Origin of the sequence: Salinicoccus roseus, assembly GCF_003814515.1 — a bacterium.
GTDB classification, from domain to species: Bacteria; Bacillota; Bacilli; order Staphylococcales; family Salinicoccaceae; genus Salinicoccus; species Salinicoccus roseus.
The window spans coordinates 152930-172182 of the sequence record NZ_RKQJ01000003.1 but is presented as its reverse complement, the minus strand read 5'-3'; the positions used below and the strand labels follow the sequence as shown (position 1 = coordinate 172182).

Below are 19253 nucleotides of genomic sequence, written 5' to 3'. Positions count from 1 at the left end.
GGACTGGGTTTTAATATATTCAGTTCAATATTATATAAAGGGGAGGAAAATGATGGGGAAAGTTTCGTGGTCAAGATTAACGTTCCTTCTGATGCTGGTCTTTGTATTGGCTTTGGCAGCATGTGGCAATGGTGGCTCTTCAGACGAAGAAACCACTGAAGAATCAACAGAAGAATCGGATACTGCAACAGAAGAAACTGAAGAATCCACTGAGGAATCAACAGAAGAATCGGAGGAGACAACAGAAGAGAGTGAAGAATCAACAGAAGAAAGTGATGAAAGTGCAGACGGAGAATCTGAATCAGCAGAAACTGAACCAAAGGTTACTGATTTTGAACCAGCATTCCCAGAACAGACAAGAGCACCTGAAGTAGAGACTGAAGCAGAACTTGATGTGGAAGTTGTTACAGAAGGTCTTGGCGTACCTTGGGGTATGGTGGAGTTTGACACGAACCGCCTGCTTGTTACACAAAGGGACTCAGCAGAACTTCTTATCGTAAACCTTGAAGATGGCTCTGTATCCGACCCAATCGAAGGGACACCGGAAGTGAACAGTGAAGATCAGGGCGGTCTGCTTGATGTAACCGTTGCACCTGATTTTGACGAATCAAGAACAGTATTCATGACGTTTTCTCAGGATATCGAAGGGGGTACTGTAACGGCCGTCGGTAAAGGTATGTTGTCAGAAGATGAAACCGCACTAGAAGATTTTGAAGTGATCTTCCAGGCAACGCCAGCATATGAAGGCACCCTGCACTACGGTGGACGCATCATCTTTGATGATGATGGCAACCTGTTCCTGACAACTGGGGAACGTTCCGATGATCCGATCCGCGAACGTGCACAGGACTTGGATGCCTACTTGGGTAAAGTAATCCACATTACACCAGATGGGGAACCAGTAGAGTCTAATCCGTTCATCGAAGATGAAGACGCACTGGATGGCATCTACAGCTATGGTCACCGTAATATTCAAGGTGTGGACTTCCACCCCGAAACAGGGGACCTATGGATTGTTGAATTTGGTCCACAGGCCGGGGATGAACTGAATATCATTGAACCAGGCAACAACTATGGCTGGCCGATCGTTTCCTATGGTATCGAGTACAGTGGTGAATTGATCAACGAGGGCGTTTCAGAACACGAAGCGCAAGGCTTTGTTGAACCAAGATATTATTGGGATCCGACAAGTGCACCAAGCGGTATGTCATTCTATGACAACGACGCAATTTCTGAATGGGAGAACAACCTGTTCATCGGTGGCTTAGCACCGAACTATATCGTACGTGTCGTTATTGAAGATGACACCATCGTTGGAGAAGAACGCCTATTGACTGAAGAAGGCGAACGTTTCCGTGATATTCTCGTAACCGAGGATGGCGCGCTTATTGCAAGCACTGATGGCGGTAAGATCTATAGGATCACTGAAGCAGGTGAAGGCTCAGAATAAGGCGCCGTATGATTTTCTAAAGCACCCATGAAGAAGGTTGCTTATATTAAAGAAGCAGACATTCATATGAGGTGCTGCCTCCCAAGCTTACAGATGAAATGAAAAATCTGTGGACTTGGGAGGATTTTTCATGTCTAGACGTCATAGTATTACTTTTTGCTGATGATGAAAATGATATATTTAGTGATAAGAGGGTAAATATAAATGAGCAATCCAAAGGGAGGCACGTATAATATGTTATCGGAAAAACTCAAAGAAGCATTGAATGATCAGATGAACAATGAATTTGCAGCAGCACATGAGTATATGGCTATGGGCGCATATTGTGAGTCCAGAAGCTATGATGGCTTCGCGAACTTTTATATCCAGCAGGCCAAAGAAGAGCGTTTCCACGGTATGAAACTTTATGATTATTTGAATGACCGTGGAATTCATGCCGTCTTTAAAGAAATCCCAGCTCCAAGGGCTAACTATGATTCCATCCTGGATACTTTCAAGGCAGGGTTGGATCAGGAGATAAAAGTCACGGAATCCTTCTACAACATTTCTGATATCGCGACTGAAGAGAAAGAATATGCTACATTATCTTTCATCAGATGGTTCCTGGATGAACAGGTTGAGGAAGAATCCACTTTCGAACGTCATATCGACTATCTTGAACGGATTAAGGATGACAATAATGCGCTGTTCATTTACGAACGGGAGCTCGCTAAGCATAAGTTTGAGGAAGAATAAAATAATCAATTGAATGTGTAAAACCTGGCAGAATATATTTCTGCCAGATTTTTTATTTCCCATTTGCATCATTGATGATTATTGTATTTTGATGTGTATCAATATTACCTTAACCTGAATATGGTATATACTTGGTATCAAATTACGAAACGAGGAGATTCCATGAAACCAATCATCCAGTTTGTATTTCATCTTGTCACTCCGCTCATATTAGGTAAGACGGTCGGTAAATTATCCACCAAATCGGCACCAAGGCAATACAAGAAGCTTAAGCAGCCTCCCTTTGCCCCGCCACGTAAAATCTTTGCCCCCATGTGGACTTTCCTTTATCTGACGATGGGACTGGCTCATGCCATCGTCAAAAGGAGAGGGGACCGTAAGGCAAGCAGGCTCTTCAAGGTTCATCTCATGATCAACTACACTTGGTCCTTCCTGTTCTTCCGTCTCAGAAAACGTCAATTGGCATTGGTGAATAGTATTATGATTTGGGTTACGATGTACGCTGTATTAGTGAAATTCTTCAAAGTAAGCAGACTGGCCGGCATCATCCTGTTGCCGTATACACTCTGGACAACATTCGCAGCTTATCTGACACTAGGCAGCTGGTATCTGAATCGCGCAAAATGATAGAAGACATAAGTTCTGACTTTTAATTAAAAACCATCTCAGGAGCAATCGAGTGCCTGGGATGGTTTATTTTTTAACTGATAAAATATATAAAGTCTATCATCAAGAGTGACAAGCAGTAATCTCAACACCTTGATCGCATCTATTTAGAGTCTACTTTAATTTAAAACTGTTTCATTTGTTTTGTAACTTAAAAATCTTTACAAAGAGACTAATATTTACTTTCAAGGGTAGAGCAGTATAAAGAGTCTTATAGAGATAACTCATTCTGGTAAAAGGAGATTTTTAATGCGGTTAATTATATTTTCAACCATATCACTATTGATTTTATCAAGCTGCCAATCTAATGAAAATGATGTGGAACCAGATGATAACACAGAAGAAGAGACAGTAGAGTCTTCCGACGAAAGTGGCAATGATAGGACATCGGAAGAAAAAGCAAGCAATGAGCAACCTGAAACAAATGGCTCATCGGAAGCAGCGACTGAAGAAGATGCAAATAGTGAGAAGGAAGGAGAGGGAACAGCGTCGTCAGAAGAATCCAGTGATGATTCGAGTAACCCAGCTGCCACTTCATTCGACATTCATTCTGACGAAGTGCAGCAGGCTTTGTTTGATTCAGGAAGTGTGAAGACGGAAAATCTGACATTTTCTCAAGATGTCATTACTAAAGGAATGTCACAGAGTGAAGTTGAGGAACGATATGGTCCATATGATTTCATTTATCCTGGCCATGGTAGTCCTGTAGTTATCTATGGAAATCTGGGTGTAAACTATTCGGAAGTTTTCCCATATGGAACAAATGACGAACAAGCGGATGAAGATATAAATCCGGATGAAAACATTGTAGAGGATGTTAAATTTTATGCCGGCCTGCCATACGATGAAGTGGTGGATGCGCTGGGAGCACCTGATGTGGATGTCTATGAAACAGAAGGGGGCCCAGTAAGCGGTCTGCAACTGATGGAATATGTAATTGAAGATAAAGAAGAGTCTACAATTACAGGTACGTTTTGGTTACATGATAATGAATCGGGAGAAAAAATAGTGGATTTGATGACTGTCGATGAAGTGCCCGACCATACGGAAGAAAGTACTGTCAAAGAACCTCAGGAATCAGAAGATGTGAGTGAGGATGAAGAAGAGCGGATAAAAGCATTTATCAGTAACTACACCGATGATCTAACGAACTATTATAACAACGATGAGGAAGACATACTCACTTTTACACGTGAGGAATCACCGAATTACGAGAAAATATCAGCCAATAAGGCTTCCGGTAACTATCGCAACCATCGGACATATGATGTGGATGTCATCGACATTAAGAACAATGAGACAAATGAATATGAAGTGACTGTTACCCGTAATTATGAACATATCTCCTCAAACGGAAGAAGGACAACAGTAGTAGAATATACGATCGTAAATACACCCCAAGGGTTTATGATTTATGATTATGAAGAGATAGACAATGAGCCTGTTTATTAAAAGTGCCAGTACTCTATCAAAGTGAAACTGCTTTTGTTGAGCGATTAAGTTAGAAGCCCCCTATTCTGGTGTTATTTTATACTGGTTTACGATTGATTTTACTATAGTTAAGAAACCCAGCTCATCTTTTCAGAAAGATAGCTGGGTTTTAAGGTTGGTTATGCAGACGAACACTTAAGTCCTATGTACATTATCCACATAAATGGGGCTGGCCTGAATCATCTTATTTTTCTGCGCTCGATCATCCATCCTACCGGGCCTAGTGTAAGCAATAGAATCAATGGAAGTAGAAAAGCTCTAAATGTGGATGTGCCAATAAGACCGTAGTTGATGATTTCGATGAAGACAATCGCAAATACGATGAGCGCGCCATTCTTTCCAAAATTGGCTAGCATTCTGCTGTGCAAATAGAATTCTTCAATATTGGATTCGTCCATGCGTCGTGGATAGCTATGTATTTCCGGAAATCGCTCCAGCACCTCGAGCCCGGGAATGAGGAACAGTGGTGTGACGACGAGAACGATCATCTCATACTTCGATCCGTATCTGTTGACTTCACCATCCGCTCCGAAGTGGGCGGGCACTTCCGCGGGCAGGAAAGGGAATGTGATGATCATATAGATTAATGCTCCGATGAAAATACTGTAGCCGATGATGTTCGCGACCTTTTCCGTCATGGTCTTCGGAATCTCCAGTTTCGGCCTTTCTTTCATATCAATCATCCTCCTGATAGACTTGTTTCCATTGTATCAGTAATAATGACCTTAATTTATCTATTATTACTAGAAGTTATATGCTTCATTTTCTACATTCGAAAATTAATGTTCATTTAAGGACTGATCATTGGAAGGTCGTCGGAAATTAAATCAGCCTCATCGTCGCTTCCCATATTATTTTATACTGATTTAGGCGATTACTTTTAATATGGTTAAGAAACCCAGCTTATCTTTTTCATGAAGATAACTGGGCTTTAAGGTTGGTTATGCAAAATAAATCTTAAAATATAAGCAATATATTATCAAAATTAAGGGCCGAGACACTCGGTCGACTTGCTGATAACGCAGGCAATAACAGTTTCTAGGTTTCTCTCTTATTATCGCTTACGATGGCGTTGATCTCACCGCCTATTAAAACGATCAGAGAAGATAAATACAGCCAGATGAGCAGGATGACGATGGTTCCAAGATTTCCGTAAATAAGGGAATAATCAGCGATGCTCACATAGTATGAGAATCCGAGCGAAGCCAGCTGCCATCCGATCACAGCGAACAATGTGCCGGGAAGGATGTGAAGAAAACGCAGTTTTTTATTCGGTACAAAGTAATACAGAGCTGCAACCAGGCCTACTAATATAATGAAACTGAAAGTCCAACGGAATGTGTTCCAGTCCTGCAGGAAAGTGGAGTCGACGCCTAGTAAGGAAGTGATGGACAACCCGATTTCTCTGCCGAAAACAAGTAGTACTAAAGAAATGATTACACCTAAAATCATACCGATGGTGAGCAGAATGGCAACACCAAGAGCCCTGAAGAAAGGCCTGCTCTCTTCCACCTGGTGGGCACTGTTCAATGTCCGTACCAATGCACTGGCGCCCATTGCCGACAGCCATATCGTTGCTACCATACTGATCGATAATAAGTCTCCTCTTGTAACCTCGAGCACCTGATACAGATTGTCTTCAATCAACTGCATCGCCCCCTCTGGTGCATAGGGGGCGATAAAATCCAGTACTGAACCGGTCGAGATCGGCAAGAATCGCAGTAAGGTAAATATCAGAATCAAAAATGGGAAAATCGCGAGCAGCAGAAAATAAGAGAGCTGTGCAGCCATATCAAACACTTTATCTTTTAAGGAATAGTGGACCAATTTTTTGAAAAAGCCTTTTACCTGGATCGTCATTTAACATCCCTTCAGTCCTATTCATTTCGTAAAACATACAGGAAAAACACCAACAGCTGTGATTATGAATATCGCTTCACCACAGGGATTATAGCTTGCTTATACATACCCGGCTTTTTATGCGCCTACTCCAGTCTAGTTCAGCAGTTCCACCTGGCAATCGATCAGCCATTGGAAGTCTTTTTGAGTTATATGGGTTACAAGCAACTGTCCAGCTTTTTTTGACAAACGAAATCATTAATGCTAAATTGTTTTTCTTTATTAAATATTTGTAAATGTCCTTGTTGATATACGAGTATTTTTTGCTTAAAAACTACATATTGTTCTATAATAAAAAGTATTGATAAAGTTCGTAAAGGATTTGTAAAAATCCGAGGCTGTGAGTGTAAAGATAAGAATCATCAATATAGGCTTTGCAGAAGGGATAACACCTCAATGAAGTGGATGAAGTAACTGTCCATATATTGATGTTAAGGCATTTCAATTTTACTTGTTGCCTGTTACCAAACCGTCCCCGCCTGCTTGAGGGATTTCTTATATTTTACTCTATCTTAATTCACTATGAATGGTCCGTATAGAACCTTTATGAACCATTAGTGGTCCAGAAACAAGATAGAGAATAGGGAAGTGAAAGTATGTCAAACATAAAAGAATTATTGAATAAACGCTATGGGTATTTCATCCTGTTCCTTTTTTTGTTCTGGTTGAAAACATACATGGCTTACTGGATTGAATTCAGTCTAGGCGTATCAGGTATATTCGAACACATCATATTGTTCATCAACCCGGTTGCTACCGGTATCATATTGTTGTCCATCGCGCTATTTTTCAGTAGTCCAAGTTTAAGAAAATGGGCAATGTTCATAATGTTACTCTTAATGACTTTATTATTATATTCGAACATACTATATTACAGGGAATTCGCTGATTTTCTGACATTTAATATTGTATCGGGCACTAATAATGTGACCACCGGCTTATTTGCTTCCATATTTGAAATGATGAGGATTTGGGACTTTTTATACTGGGTCGATATCATGTTGTTTGTCTATCTGTTCTTTTATAAAAAGGAGGCACCGCTCGCTGAAGATAAGAAAGAACATAAGAGGCGTACTAAAGCCATGGTTACATTAGTGGGTGTCCTACTTTTGGTAGGGAACCTGATATTGGCGGAAATTGACCGCCCTCAATTATTAACGCGCACTTTTGACAGGAATTATATAGTTAAATACTTAGGTTTGAATTTCTTTACCGGTTATGATGTTTTCCAATCATCTCAAAACAGCCAGATGCGCGTGAGTGCTGACGAGTCAGATTTAGGGAAGGTGTTTAACTTTTCGGCCGAAAACCATGCAGCGCCAAATCCAGAATACTTTGGGGCGGCAGAGGGCCGCAACGTGATTGTAATTGGATTGGAAAGTGTGCAGCAGTTCTTAATTGATTACGAACTGGAAGATGAATATGGTCAAACTCACGAAGTCATGCCATTTCTTTCAAGCATCTTTGACAATGAAGACTCATACAGTTTTGAAAACTTTTTCCATCAGACCGGCCAGGGCAAGTCATCAGACGCTGAAGTTTTAGGTGAGTTGTCACTGTACGGTCTCCCTAAAGGCAGTGTTTTTCAATCATTGGGATCCACAAATACATTTCATTCAGCGCCAAATATTTTGGCCCAGCATGGGGAGTATACCTCAGCTGCTTTTCACGGGAATGTTGGCTCTTTTTGGAACAGGACGGATACTTACCAAAGTTTCGGCTATGACTTCTTCTTTGATGCCGAGTTTTATGATGTGTCCGGGGACAGATCAATGGAATATGGCTTGAAAGATAAATTGTTTTTCCATGATTCGGTAGAGTATCTTGAACAGCTCCCTCAACCATTCTACTCCAAGTTCCTCACCGTCTCTCATCACTTCCCATATCCATTGGATGAGGAAAATGTGGAGTTTCCAGCTGCCCAGACAGAGGATGATACAATCAACAATTATTTCGTCACAGCACATTATGCTGACCAGGCGTTGAAGGAATTCTTCAATTACTTGAAGTCAAGCGGCTTATATGAAGATTCGATCATAGTCATGTATGGTGACCATTATGGTATCTCCGATATGAGAAACCCGGAATTGGCACCTTTAGTGGGTGAAGATCCGGAGGAGTGGAATCAATACCATGACACTCAAATGCAAAGAGTGCCGTTCATCATGCATGTTCCCGGCGTTGGAAATGGTGAAGTGTTCGACACATACAGTGGTCAGGTGGACATGCTTCCAACCTTAATGCATTTACTCGGCATGGAAACAGATGGCTATTTATTTATGGGGCAGGATATTTTATCAGAAGAACATGATAATACCGTCCCACTCAGAAATGGACGTGTAGTGACGCCTGAATATACTTTCTTTGAACAGGAAATCTATGACACAGAGTCAGGGGAGGCACTGCAGGATCAATTTACCAAAGAAGAATTGGAAGAACTTTATCGCTATAGAGACGAAGCGAGAGAAGAATTAAGTCATTCCAACGAAATTCTGATGAAAGATCTATTGCGTTTCTACAACCCTGAACCTCTGGATGAATTAAAAGAAATCGATTATATATATCGTGATCAATTGGATATCCTCGAAGAGCACCCAGAGAAAGAAACAAGCCTGATTGAACAAAATGGTGGAGAATCGAGCATGGAACTATATGAAACAGATGCACCGGAGCTGGAAGCATCAGATTACGGTTCTAATCCACCTGGTCCGCCGGAATGAATCAGATCAAAACTAAAATAAGAATGTTGAAGCTTAAAAGACAATATATTCGTCTTTAAAAGCCCCTTCAGAAAAATGGTATGCTCCCTTCAAAGTAGACACTTGAAAAAGTAAAAACTTTGAAGGGGGCATACCATTGTCATTTAACATCCCTTCAGTCCTGTTCATTTCGCGAAACATACAGATAAACCCCAACGACGGTGGCCATAAATCCTCCTTTACCAGAGGGGTTATAGCTTGTTTATACGTAAAGAATAAAAGGCAATATCCTGCCAAGATATGATTTAAATAGAGCATAATTATCCGTATAGATGAGTCTCCTTAAGGCAGTTTTTGCAGACGTCATATTTGCCTCGCGTAATTCCTACAGAACATGATTGTGGCTCAATGACGAAGCCGTGTTATCAAGTGATTAAGGTATATAAGTGGGATATACTACAGATATGACATGATCAGGAGGAGATTGGGGGGCATGGATGATACAAAATGCAAAGTGCTGCATTGTGAAGCCAGAATCCTTCCGTGGGGGAACAGCCAGGGCGTCAGACTCACTCGGGAAGTCTTGAAAGAAGCAGGGTTTGATGTAGGCGCCACCGAAATCGAGTTGGAAGTGGAACCGAACCGGATTTCATTGGTACCGAAGAATAAATTGACACCGTTTCAAAAGTTATTTGAGGACTACAATGGTCGAAAGCCTGAAGCTGAATCTCTTTGGAATGAAGCCGAGCTGATGGGAAAAGAAGGATGGTAATCTATTGATCAGCTTAAAAATAATGCCTCTGTACTCATGTTCTAAAAAAGGGTGCAGGCTTTATTTTTGCAGGGATGAATATTTAAGGCCGGGGAGATTATAAAGATTAATATGTCACCAGCGAAAGCACATGAGCGGCAAGGATATCGACCCGTCATTATTGTATCGTAGGAAGGTGTACATAGATACATGGGCTTGATCTGGGTTCCGCCCATAACCAATACTGATAAAGGCTGCCCGACACATGTCGCTATTAGCGGCAGGACGAAAAATAATGGAACCACAGGTTACGTACTGTGCGAAAAAATAAAAGCGATCGACCCGGCGGACAGAAGTACCAAATTGACTGACCAAGTTGAAAGGGGTTTTTTGGAAGACTACAAGAAGATCATTGATGCCATCACATATATTGGTTAGTAGGGTTTTTGTGAGGACTTTCCACGAGATATAAGCGATAAACTATAAGATAAAGTATTCCTATGAAGCCCCCTGACCATATTCAATATAAGCAGGGGCTTTTTCAAAGGTATTAAATTCAATCAACATATTCTTTTCGGAGGGTTATCTATAGTATAATGGAAGCAACTTCCAATAGATAAGAATAAGTGAATGACATATGAGTTACGAAAGAGAGGACACTCTTGAGGCGAAGATCATGAAGCGTCTTGAGGGTATTGGATATGAACGGGTGCCGATTCGCAGTAATGAGGCACTGGAACAAAACTTCAGAAACCTCCTGAACAGACACCACAGTAAACTGGAGGCGGAGCCGCTCTCGGACAAGAAGTTCAGCCGTCTGATGACGAAGATCAACAACAAGAGCGTATTCGATAGCGCGAATATTTTAGGCTAACTTGTACTATAGGGGTTGGGCTTAAAGAATTCATAGCTTGAAAAATTTCAAATTTGCTAGTGTTTCTTTGAGTCAATTAGGCATATATTTTCTAAGGAATTGTTATAATATTATATTTTAGTTTTTCAGTAAAAACTTTTAAGGATTTGAAGACTATGAAAAAATGTAATCAATATTTTTATAGGGGATTAGAGGTAGAAGTTCTAGAAACAGATATCGAATTTGATTTAGTGCTAGTAAAAATTTTGCCAAATAAGAAAGTACATTATATTAGTAAGAAATTATTAACGTTAATACCTAATAAAGAAAATTTCATATCAATTCGATTATTAAGAGAGGAAAGATAATGGTAATAAATTGGTTAGATTATAAGTTGGATGGCAACCGATGGGAGACGTTATGTTTAGATATTTGTCGAATAATTTATAAAGAGGAGTATTTTCACGAAGTTCCTGCCCATTATAAGGGAGATGGAGGTATTGAAGGATTTACTAAATCTAAATTGGGGGTTGTAATTCAGTGCTACTGTCCTGATGATCCCAATCTAGATCATAACAAATTGTATGAATCGCAAAGAGATAAAGTGACAAATGATATACAAAAAATAATTGATAATCATGTCATTTTAAAAAAAATTGGAGTGGCAAAAATAACAAGATGGATTTTCATGGTTCCTGAATATAAAGATAAAAGAATATTAGAACACTGTCAAAAAAAGCAGAGAATGATATTAAAAGCAAAAGAAAATAACCCAAAAGATCTTGAGTATATTAGTGAAGATTTTCAAGTGCATATAAAAGTCGCCGCTGATTTTAAAACAGAAATAGCAAGGCTGATTAGAACAGAAATAACCGATGTAAAATTAGATATTCCCGAATTAGAAAAGGAGTCTATAAACTGGGAAAATTTGGATTCTGAAAAATCTAAAAACGTTTCAAGGAAAGTGAAAGCTATTTCTCCAACAGCAGAAGAAAATCCTGAAAGAAGTAGTAAATTAATTGATTATCATATTAAAAGATATATTTTTGGGAAAGCTACTCTAGAAAAACTATCTAATGAATACCCCGATATATGGAATGATGTAATGAATATTGAGCGAGTCTTTAAAAATAAAGTGAAAGAAAAAACTCTCTTGTCCCATAATCATGAAATGAATTTAGAAACCTACAAAGATCTTTCAGATGAATTTGAAGAGTCGTTAAACAATGAGCTAAAGTATTTAACAACCGAGACCTCGATGATGTTAGCTCAATCTATTATAAGCAGTTGGCTAGCAGATTGTCATATGGAATTTTATTAAAGGAGCGTAATAGATGGATATAAACTCCAATATTCTAGGAATCAGATTTTTGCAAAAAAAAGAAGCGGTTCCATATCATAATAGGTTGACGTATAAAACAACGATTTTGTTGTTAATTTTATTAAAGTGTTGTAGAGGCAAAGGTTGCTCAATATCTAAATTTCAAATAATAATGAATCATTTACATTCTACAGAGAGTCAGAAAGAGTTAATGGAATTTATAAAAACGGAACAAACATTTATTTATTTAAGATATGATTCCACTGTGATAAAAGCACTTGAATACATGAAATACGATGGGCTAATAGAAACTCAACAAAATGGCAGTTTTAGATTAACCGACAAAGGAAAAAAGATAGGGGAAAATATTTGGAAAGATAAAGAAATCTTTCTTTTCGAGAAAAAATTCTTTAAGGATCTAGGAGGGTCGTTAACAGAAAAGTTGGTAAAAAATATTACTAGTAATCTATTTAGTGTTTAGATTGGAGTCAAATATGAATATAAACAGATTAATTATAAAGATAACTACAGAAGAAGAACCATTTATCTTCGATGAAAAATTTCAGAATGGTTTAAATATAATTGCAAGTGAAATGAATACTTCAGGTAAAAGTTCTATTATATCTGGAATTATGTATTGTTTAGGAATGGAAGAAATTATAGGTGGAAGAGGTTCTAAAGTATTAAGTGCGGCGTACAATAACAAAATTAGAGATACTGATGGAAAAATATTCAATGTTTTGAAAGCTGATATTTTCTTGCAAATTAGTAATGGTAGAAACATCATTACTATTCTCCGAACGGTTAATGATTTGACGAGAAATGATAATCTCATGACTGTAATATATGGCGAGTATGAGGATAGGCTTAATCCATATGTGAAAAAAGAAGACTTTTTTGTACATGATTCAAATTCAGCAAAAGGAAAGTTTGGATTCTTTCATTTCCTAGAAAATTTTATGGGATTAGAGTTACCTAATGTATTAGGCTACGATGGGAAAGAGAAAAAATTATATATTCAAAATATTTTTGCAGCAATAATGATTGAGCAAAAAAGAGGTTGGAGTGATATATTGTCCAGAGCTCCGAACTTCGGGATAAAGGAACCGAAAAAAAAGACAATAGAATATATCCTTAATATGGATTCCATTGAATTATCTAAGAATAAAACCGAAATAAAAGATAAAATAAAAGAGAATAAAATGAGATGGCAAGAATTATATATAGAAACAAATGCATATCTAAAGAATTCAGAGTTAAGATTGGCGGGTGTAACAAAAGAATTAAATTTTGTAGAAAAAGATCAAATTGAGATTATCTCTGATGAAAATTCTTTGAGTTTAAAAGAAAGTATAGATATTACAGAGGCAGAATTAAAGAATATTGCTGTAAATAAATATAAAACCACTAATGATAATAAAAATTTGAATGAAGAGTTACTACAAGTTAAGGAAAATATCAGCAATTATGAGTTTGTAATAAGTGACTTAATCAATCAACAAAATAAGGAAACTAGAGAAATCGCTAGCTTACAAGAAGGATTGGAAAACTTAAGTAATGATATTCAGAATAATATAGATATTAGAAAAATAGTTAATTATGGATCAGAAAAAGGTTCAAATATATACGAAGGAGTTTGTCCAACGTGTGGTCAAAAAGTAGAAGATACATTACTCAATAGTCAAAATCATACTGAAATAATGACACCTGAAGAAAACATAAAGCATTTAAAAAGCCAAAAAATTTTATTTGAATCAATAATTTCTCAAAAAAAAGATATAATTAATGATATTAACTACAAAGTACAAAGATATTCTCAAAAAATAAAAAAACTAAATGCTTTAGCTGTGGCTATTAAAGAAGATTTGTATAAATTAAATGATGAATATAATGAGCATGTTATATTAAAAAAAATAAAGTTAGAACAAAAGTTAGATAAATTGAAAGAAGTGCAAGGAAAACTATTGAATATTCAGAATGACTTCACTAACATTTCTGAGGATTATGAGAGGTTAAAAAAGAAGTTAAGTAAATTGATCAAAGATGATTACTCTCACGAAGATTATAAAAAAATAGAGAGTTTAAAAAATAAATTCGTAATCAATCTTAAAAAATTCGGTTACAGGAGCATGGAGCCAGAAGAAAATATTAGTATATCTTATCAAACATTGTTGCCTGAGATTATGGGGTATGATTTGAAGTTTGATTCTTCAGCTAGTGATCATATAAGAGGTATTTGGGCTTATACGATTGCATTACAAGAAGTGTCTGCAGAGTATGGAGGTACCCATCCAAATTTTATTATGTTCGATGAGCCTAATCAGCATAGTATAGTAGAAAAAGATATGAGAGCATTTCTCTCTAAAGTGAAATCTTTAAATAATAATGTACAAACTATAATTGGTTTTACTATAAAAGATGCGGACTCTAAAAGTATAATAGAAAATTTAAGCACTGTAGATAAAATCATTAAAGTTGATAAACTTGCTTTTAAAAAAGAAATTAAAGAATTGGATTAAATCATAAAGAGAGGCCTATAATTTATTTTATCGAAATAAGGGATGCAGTTCTTCAGTAACATAGTCAAACAATTATATTTTCTGCTGAGCGACCAAGGGCCCTATTTGATCAAACATAGGGTCATAGTCAGGCATTGATATTTCCTCTATATTCTTCAATTTCTCAGGCCGCTCTTCAGGCTCTCCATCGCACATGTCAAAGCTGACGCCACCAGGGTAGGCACCATAGTTTGCATAATCATCACTTGCTTCTATCTTCTTATGGCCATAGCCGGCAGGGAGGATGATGACATCACCTTTTTCCGCTTCTACCACCTCACCCTGCTCACCACCAAGCTGGAGTGTGGCATGTCCTTCTTTGACCGCAAGCACTTCATGGGTGTTGCTGTGGTAGTGGTGGAAAGGGTGGACGGAACCGAGCCATTCACCGGACCAGTCATTGGAGTTGAGGATAGTGGGAATGTCATCCCCATCTTCAAACACGCTCTTATAGATCAGTAGGGGGAAGTCGGGGTGGTTGGGTATCTTGCCGTCGTCTTCGACTTTTATTGGAATGATTTCAATATCTTCAGCACGTTTCATCTTCATCCCTCCATATAATGATTATTATACTTTTACCGCTTCTGACTGAAACTAACCATTACATTAAAAGCCCATAAAAAAGGAGCAGATTGCTCTGCTCTAATAGATTCAATATATAGGAGTCTCCACAGTGGTGGAGGCTCCCTTTATTTTCCTCAGTCCATCTCATAATATTCACTGAAACGGTCGAGCTCCTCGATCGTCGTGATGTCATGCGGAAGCAGGGGCACGCGGATGAGGTTCTGATCTTTGAAGGTATCTTCAATCTCCTTCAGGTACCGCTGTTCATGCTCCCGCCGCTGGGCGAGGAAGGTGCCGTCGGCTTCATCGGGCAGCACCTTATTGATGATGAGCGTCTTTACATGCAGGTGATACTTGTCGAGGAGGCCCACGGCCTTTTTGGTTTCAAGTATCGGCAGCCTTTCTGGATTCAGCACGAATATGAACCCTGTCTTGCCGGACTCGAGCATAATCTCCCGTGCCCGCGAGAAGCGGTTCTGCCGGGTGAGCAGGACATCATAGATCGGGTCCTCAACCGGCTCCCCGTCATTCAGGAGCTGGGTGTAGTTCTCATTCGTCTTCTGCCGCTTCTTCAAGAGCCCCTCGATCCACACACCCATCAGCTCAGGCAGTGTGAGCAGCCTTATCGTATGGCCGGTGGGGGCGGTGTCGAAGACGAGATGGTCGTATTCGCCTTCCTCCTCGAGGATGATGGAGACGAGCTTGTCGAACAGCGCCGATTCATCCGCACCGGGTGAGGCCTGGGCGGTATCGAGCTGGCGGTTGACCTCCTCGATCATGCTGGACTGTACGGTGCCCTTGATGTTCTCCTTCACCGAGTCGATATACTTCTTCGTCTCATGCTCCGGATCGATCTCAAGCGCATGGAGGTTCTCTGCAATCTCCACCGTCTCCCCGCCGATGTCCCGCGAGAAGATGTGTCCGAGGTTATGGGCCGGGTCGGTCGAAACGAGCAGCGTCTTCTTTCCTGACTTTGCGAGTTGCCATGCGATGGCGGCAGCGGACGTGGATTTGCCCACGCCGCCCTTGCCGCCGATGAACAGGATCTTCTTTGTATGAATGCTCATGGATATGCTCCTTTAGTGTAGTCAGCAGCAGCGGATGCCGGTCAGCGGTGACTTGTCCATCCCCATGCGGAGATGCCAGTCGTGGAAGTCCTCGATGATGTGCGGATACAGTTCCAGCGTGTAGTAGTAGACTGGATTCGGTATGCCGATCATCTCAGAGTAGAGGAGCAGCAGGAAGAGGTCATCCTGGTCCCTCAGCTCCCTTGCCACTTCCGTACGGTGCGGCATTTCGAGCACTTCCTCGTAGTACCGGATCAACTTCTTGATATTGTCGAGCATGGGTTATCCCTCCTTACTCGTCATTGCGGTGCTTCTCGAGTTCATCATCGAACTTGCCGGTAAGCGCCTGGATGGACGTGATGACGATCCAGATGGCGAAGACGAAGATGATGGCACCGAGTACAAACAGCAGCAGGTTGGAGCCGTCGGCGTACCAGGCCCATTCGAAGAACACCTGGACGAACATGGCATAGAGTGTCATGAACATCAGGAAGATCATCGGGATGAGCGTGACGGCGTAGTTGATGCCTTGGCGCTTCAGCCAGATGGAGATCAGCAATAGACTGATGCCCGCAAGCAGCTGGTTCGATGTACCGAACAGCGGCCAGATGAGATAGCCGCCGGAACCGAAGCCGTTCGGCCCTTCCGGAATCAGCACGAGTGCGGCAGTGGAGACTACGGCGATGCTTGTTGCCACATGCTTCTTCGTGAGTGACGGTACTTTATACTCAGTGCCGATTTCGGCAATGATGTAGCGCATGAGGCGGACTGCCGTATCGAGCGTCGTGGCGGCGAAGCTGACGACGATGATGGAGACGATCGTTGTTGCGACAGCCGCCGGGATGCCGAGGCCGCCGGCAAGAATCGCAGCCCCTTCGACGAAGTTGCCGAGGCCGGTTGCATTGGCTTCATTGAAGCTCGAGTAGGTGGCAGAGAAGTCATCCACACTGCTGAACAGCGTTACGACGGCGATGATGGAGATGAGTGCAAGGATCCCCTCGCCGACGGCACCGAAGTAGCCGACGAAGCGGGCATCCGTTTCCTTATCCAGTTGCTTGGATGAGGTACCCGAAGATACGAGTCCGTGGAAACCGGAGATCGCACCACAAGCAACCGTGATGAAGAGCAGCGGCAGCCAGGATGTGTCCGCATCGGCGTTCGTCGCCGGTGCATTGATCGTCGGATTCGTCAGAAGCAGACCTGCATACAGGATGAGCAGTCCGACGGTCAGCTGGTGGGAGTTGATGAAATCCCGTGGCTGGAGCAGCTTCCATACCGGCAGGGTCGATGCGATATAGACATAGATGAGCAGGATGACGATCCAGACCATGAAGGCCGTCGATACGGCACCGAGGCCGAACAGTCCCGCAGCCTCCTCACCACCCATATAGGACACGAGGTCGATCTGCAGCCAGGACACTTCCGCCGTAATGACGGCGACGAAATACATGGCGGCAAGTGCGAGCAGTGAAGGGACAAGCATCTTCATGTTCTTCTTGTATGCTGCGTAGCCGATCCATATCGCGAGCGGAATCTGGATGAAGACGGGCAGGACGCTTGCCGGATATGTAATGAACAGGTTTGCGATCACCCAGGCGAATACCGCATTGATCATCAGCACGAGTGTGAGGATGATGAACAGGAACAGTATCTTGCCGCGCCGGCCGATGAACTTTTCTGCGATCGTACCGATCGACTGGCCTTTATTCCTGACGGATATTGCGAGCGTTCCGAAGTCATGGACACCAGCGGCGAATACGGTCCCGAGGATGACCCACAGGAAGGCCGGCAGCCAGCCCCAGTAGACGGCGATGGCAGGACCGAGGATCGGTGCCGCCCCCGCGACGGATGTGAAGTGGTGTCCCCATAGGACGAATTTGTTCGTAGGCACGAAGTCGACGCCGTCCTTGTACTTGTGGGCGGGCGTCATGTAGTTCGGGTCGAGCCGGTAGATGCGTTCTGCGATGAACTTGGAGTAGTAGCGGTAGCCCAGGACGAAGACACCGAGCCCGATGATTGCGACGAGTATGGCATTCATTGAAGTTCCCCCTTCTTGTATGTATTACTTTAGATTGTAGCGAATATTCAAATAATTGTAAATGCGAAAAAGTACAATGAAGCCTTTAATGGAGGGGAAGAAAAAAATGCCACCGGATATACTTCCGGCGGCACGTGATCATATTGGATGTGATTCTACTTTTTTCTCGGCTTCTCAAACCCGTAGGCCCCTCCGTCCTTATGGACGATGTCATCTTCCCATGGCAATTTATACTCCCCGTTCTGGAGATCCTGCATATAGGTGTACGGTGCATCGGTGATGCCGTCTTCAACGGCGACATAGCCGCGGTGGCCGAGCTGATACATGTTGTTCTCGACGGCCCAGTCCGTCCGCGCTTCCCGGACGAGGTCCGGTCTGACTTCTCCGGTGATGATCTCATCGGGACGGTTGCTGCCTTCGACCATAGGCACCCCGTCGAAGTTGACGATCATGCCTTCGCCCATGGAATCGTTCGTGCCGTCGGTGCCGCACATGGCAACCGATGCGGTATAGGCGAGGTTGCAGAAGGCGTTCGACTGGTTCGTGATCCGCCAGGAGTGGCGGATTGGCGCGGTATATCCTGCCGTCCTCAGGATGATGTCGGCGCCTTTATACGCCAGTTCACGGCTCACTTCCGGGAACATGCCGTCGTGGCAGATCGCAAGTCCAAGTGTACTGCCGTTCGGACCTTCACATACCGGCAGCCCGACATCGCCAGGCTCCCAAGGTTCCACCGGCACCCATGGATGCAGCTTCCGGTAGTTCAGTTTGATTTCTCCCTTATTATCGATGATCAGTCCAGTGTTGTATGGATTGCCGTCCGGGTTATACTCCATGATGGAGAAGCAGCCCCAGATGTCATTCTCCCTGCACACTTCCTTGAATGCCTCGACTTCAGGACCATCCACATCACACATGATCTCCTTATCCATGCTCATGGAGAGGCCATGCAGCATGTATTCTGGAAAGACCACCAGGTCTATCGGTGCTGCAAACCGCTTCGCCTTCCTGACCATTTCACAAACCTTCTCCGTCTGCTGCTTGAGATCTTTCTTCGTTTCAGTCACCGGCAGCTGCAGCTGTACAAGTCCGATGACCACACCATTCTGTGATTTGTTCAGTCCACCAAGTCCACTCATTTCATTCAACCTCCTAATATAT

At 41.8% G+C, this 19253-nt stretch carries 17 protein-coding genes and 1 pseudogene; 11 read left to right on the top strand and 7 right to left on the bottom strand.

The features are described 5' to 3' along the window. Positions 1–52 precede the first annotated feature (52 nt). The 4 genes from EDC33_RS10055 to EDC33_RS10040 all read left to right on the top strand — a co-directional run bounded on the left by EDC33_RS10055 (position 53) and on the right by EDC33_RS10040 (position 4303). On the top strand, positions 53–1450 hold the full coding sequence (locus EDC33_RS10055; RefSeq protein WP_124011070.1) for a PQQ-dependent sugar dehydrogenase: 1398 nt from the start codon (positions 53–55) through the stop codon (positions 1448–1450). A 234-nt stretch (positions 1451–1684) separates the two neighbouring features. Next, positions 1685–2185: a ferritin gene (locus EDC33_RS10050; RefSeq protein WP_124011069.1), complete on the top strand. Its 501-nt coding sequence runs from the start codon at positions 1685–1687 to the stop codon at positions 2183–2185. Positions 2186–2347: 162 nt separating this feature from the next. Then, on the top strand, positions 2348–2812 hold the full coding sequence (locus EDC33_RS10045) for a TspO/MBR family protein (RefSeq protein ID WP_170156401.1): 465 nt from the start codon (positions 2348–2350) through the stop codon (positions 2810–2812). A gap of 288 nt (positions 2813–3100) precedes the next feature. Continuing rightward, positions 3101–4303, top strand: a complete 1203-nt coding sequence (locus tag EDC33_RS10040) for a hypothetical protein (RefSeq protein WP_124011067.1) — start codon at positions 3101–3103, stop codon at positions 4301–4303. Positions 4304–4521: 218 nt separating this feature from the next. Here the strand turns inward: EDC33_RS10040 and EDC33_RS10035 are convergent, their stop codons facing one another. After that, positions 4522–5016 (bottom strand): DUF1648 domain-containing protein, encoded by a 495-nt coding sequence (locus tag EDC33_RS10035; protein ID WP_170156400.1) that lies wholly within the window; start codon positions 5014–5016, stop codon positions 4522–4524. Positions 5017–5380: 364 nt separating this feature from the next. Further along, positions 5381–6202, bottom strand: coding sequence for a YihY/virulence factor BrkB family protein (locus tag EDC33_RS10030; RefSeq protein WP_124011065.1), 822 nt, complete (start codon positions 6200–6202; stop codon positions 5381–5383). Positions 6203–6837: 635 nt separating this feature from the next. On the opposite strand from EDC33_RS10030, the gene EDC33_RS10025 reads away from it, so the two are divergent. From EDC33_RS10025 to EDC33_RS09995, 7 genes and pseudogenes are all read left to right on the top strand, one after another. Further along, positions 6838–8961 carry an LTA synthase family protein gene (locus EDC33_RS10025; RefSeq protein WP_124011064.1) on the top strand — a complete coding sequence of 708 codons (2124 nt, stop codon included), beginning with the start codon at positions 6838–6840 and terminating at the stop codon, positions 8959–8961. Between the two features lie 472 nt (positions 8962–9433). Further along, positions 9434–9712 (top strand): AbrB/MazE/SpoVT family DNA-binding domain-containing protein, encoded by a 279-nt coding sequence (locus tag EDC33_RS10020; protein WP_124011063.1) that lies wholly within the window; start codon positions 9434–9436, stop codon positions 9710–9712. A 78-nt stretch (positions 9713–9790) separates the two neighbouring features. After that, positions 9791–10129, top strand: a pseudogene (locus EDC33_RS10015) (type II toxin-antitoxin system PemK/MazF family toxin). 199 nt (positions 10130–10328) lie between these two features. Next, a complete protein-coding gene (locus tag EDC33_RS10010) occupies positions 10329–10565 on the top strand; it encodes a hypothetical protein (protein WP_124011061.1) in 237 nt (78 codons plus the stop codon). A 346-nt stretch (positions 10566–10911) separates the two neighbouring features. After that, positions 10912–11865 (top strand): hypothetical protein, encoded by a 954-nt coding sequence (locus EDC33_RS10005; RefSeq protein ID WP_124011060.1) that lies wholly within the window; start codon positions 10912–10914, stop codon positions 11863–11865. 13 nt (positions 11866–11878) lie between these two features. Further along, positions 11879–12346 carry a helix-turn-helix domain-containing protein gene (locus EDC33_RS10000; protein WP_124011059.1) on the top strand — a complete coding sequence of 156 codons (468 nt, stop codon included), beginning with the start codon at positions 11879–11881 and terminating at the stop codon, positions 12344–12346. Between the two features lie 13 nt (positions 12347–12359). After that, the gene (locus EDC33_RS09995; RefSeq protein ID WP_124011058.1) at positions 12360–14384 is read left to right on the top strand and encodes a hypothetical protein; all 2025 of its coding nucleotides are present in this window, start codon (positions 12360–12362) and stop codon (positions 14382–14384) included. A gap of 72 nt (positions 14385–14456) precedes the next feature. On the opposite strand, the gene EDC33_RS09990 is transcribed toward EDC33_RS09995, so the two are convergent. From EDC33_RS09990 to EDC33_RS09970, 5 genes are all read right to left on the bottom strand, one after another. Next, a complete protein-coding gene (locus EDC33_RS09990) occupies positions 14457–14966 on the bottom strand; it encodes a cupin domain-containing protein (RefSeq protein WP_124011057.1) in 510 nt (169 codons plus the stop codon). Between the two features lie 155 nt (positions 14967–15121). Next, the gene (locus EDC33_RS09985; RefSeq protein ID WP_124011056.1) at positions 15122–16054 is read right to left on the bottom strand and encodes an ArsA family ATPase; all 933 of its coding nucleotides are present in this window, start codon (positions 16052–16054) and stop codon (positions 15122–15124) included. 21 nt (positions 16055–16075) lie between these two features. Further along, on the bottom strand, positions 16076–16333 hold the full coding sequence (locus tag EDC33_RS09980; protein WP_040105886.1) for a cory-CC-star protein: 258 nt from the start codon (positions 16331–16333) through the stop codon (positions 16076–16078). Between the two features lie 13 nt (positions 16334–16346). Next, positions 16347–18092: a carbon starvation CstA family protein gene (locus tag EDC33_RS09975; RefSeq protein ID WP_094906831.1), complete on the bottom strand. Its 1746-nt coding sequence runs from the start codon at positions 18090–18092 to the stop codon at positions 16347–16349. A gap of 155 nt (positions 18093–18247) precedes the next feature. Beyond that, positions 18248–19231, bottom strand: coding sequence for a formamidase (locus tag EDC33_RS09970; protein WP_124011055.1), 984 nt, complete (start codon positions 19229–19231; stop codon positions 18248–18250). Positions 19232–19253: the final 22 nt, after the last annotated feature.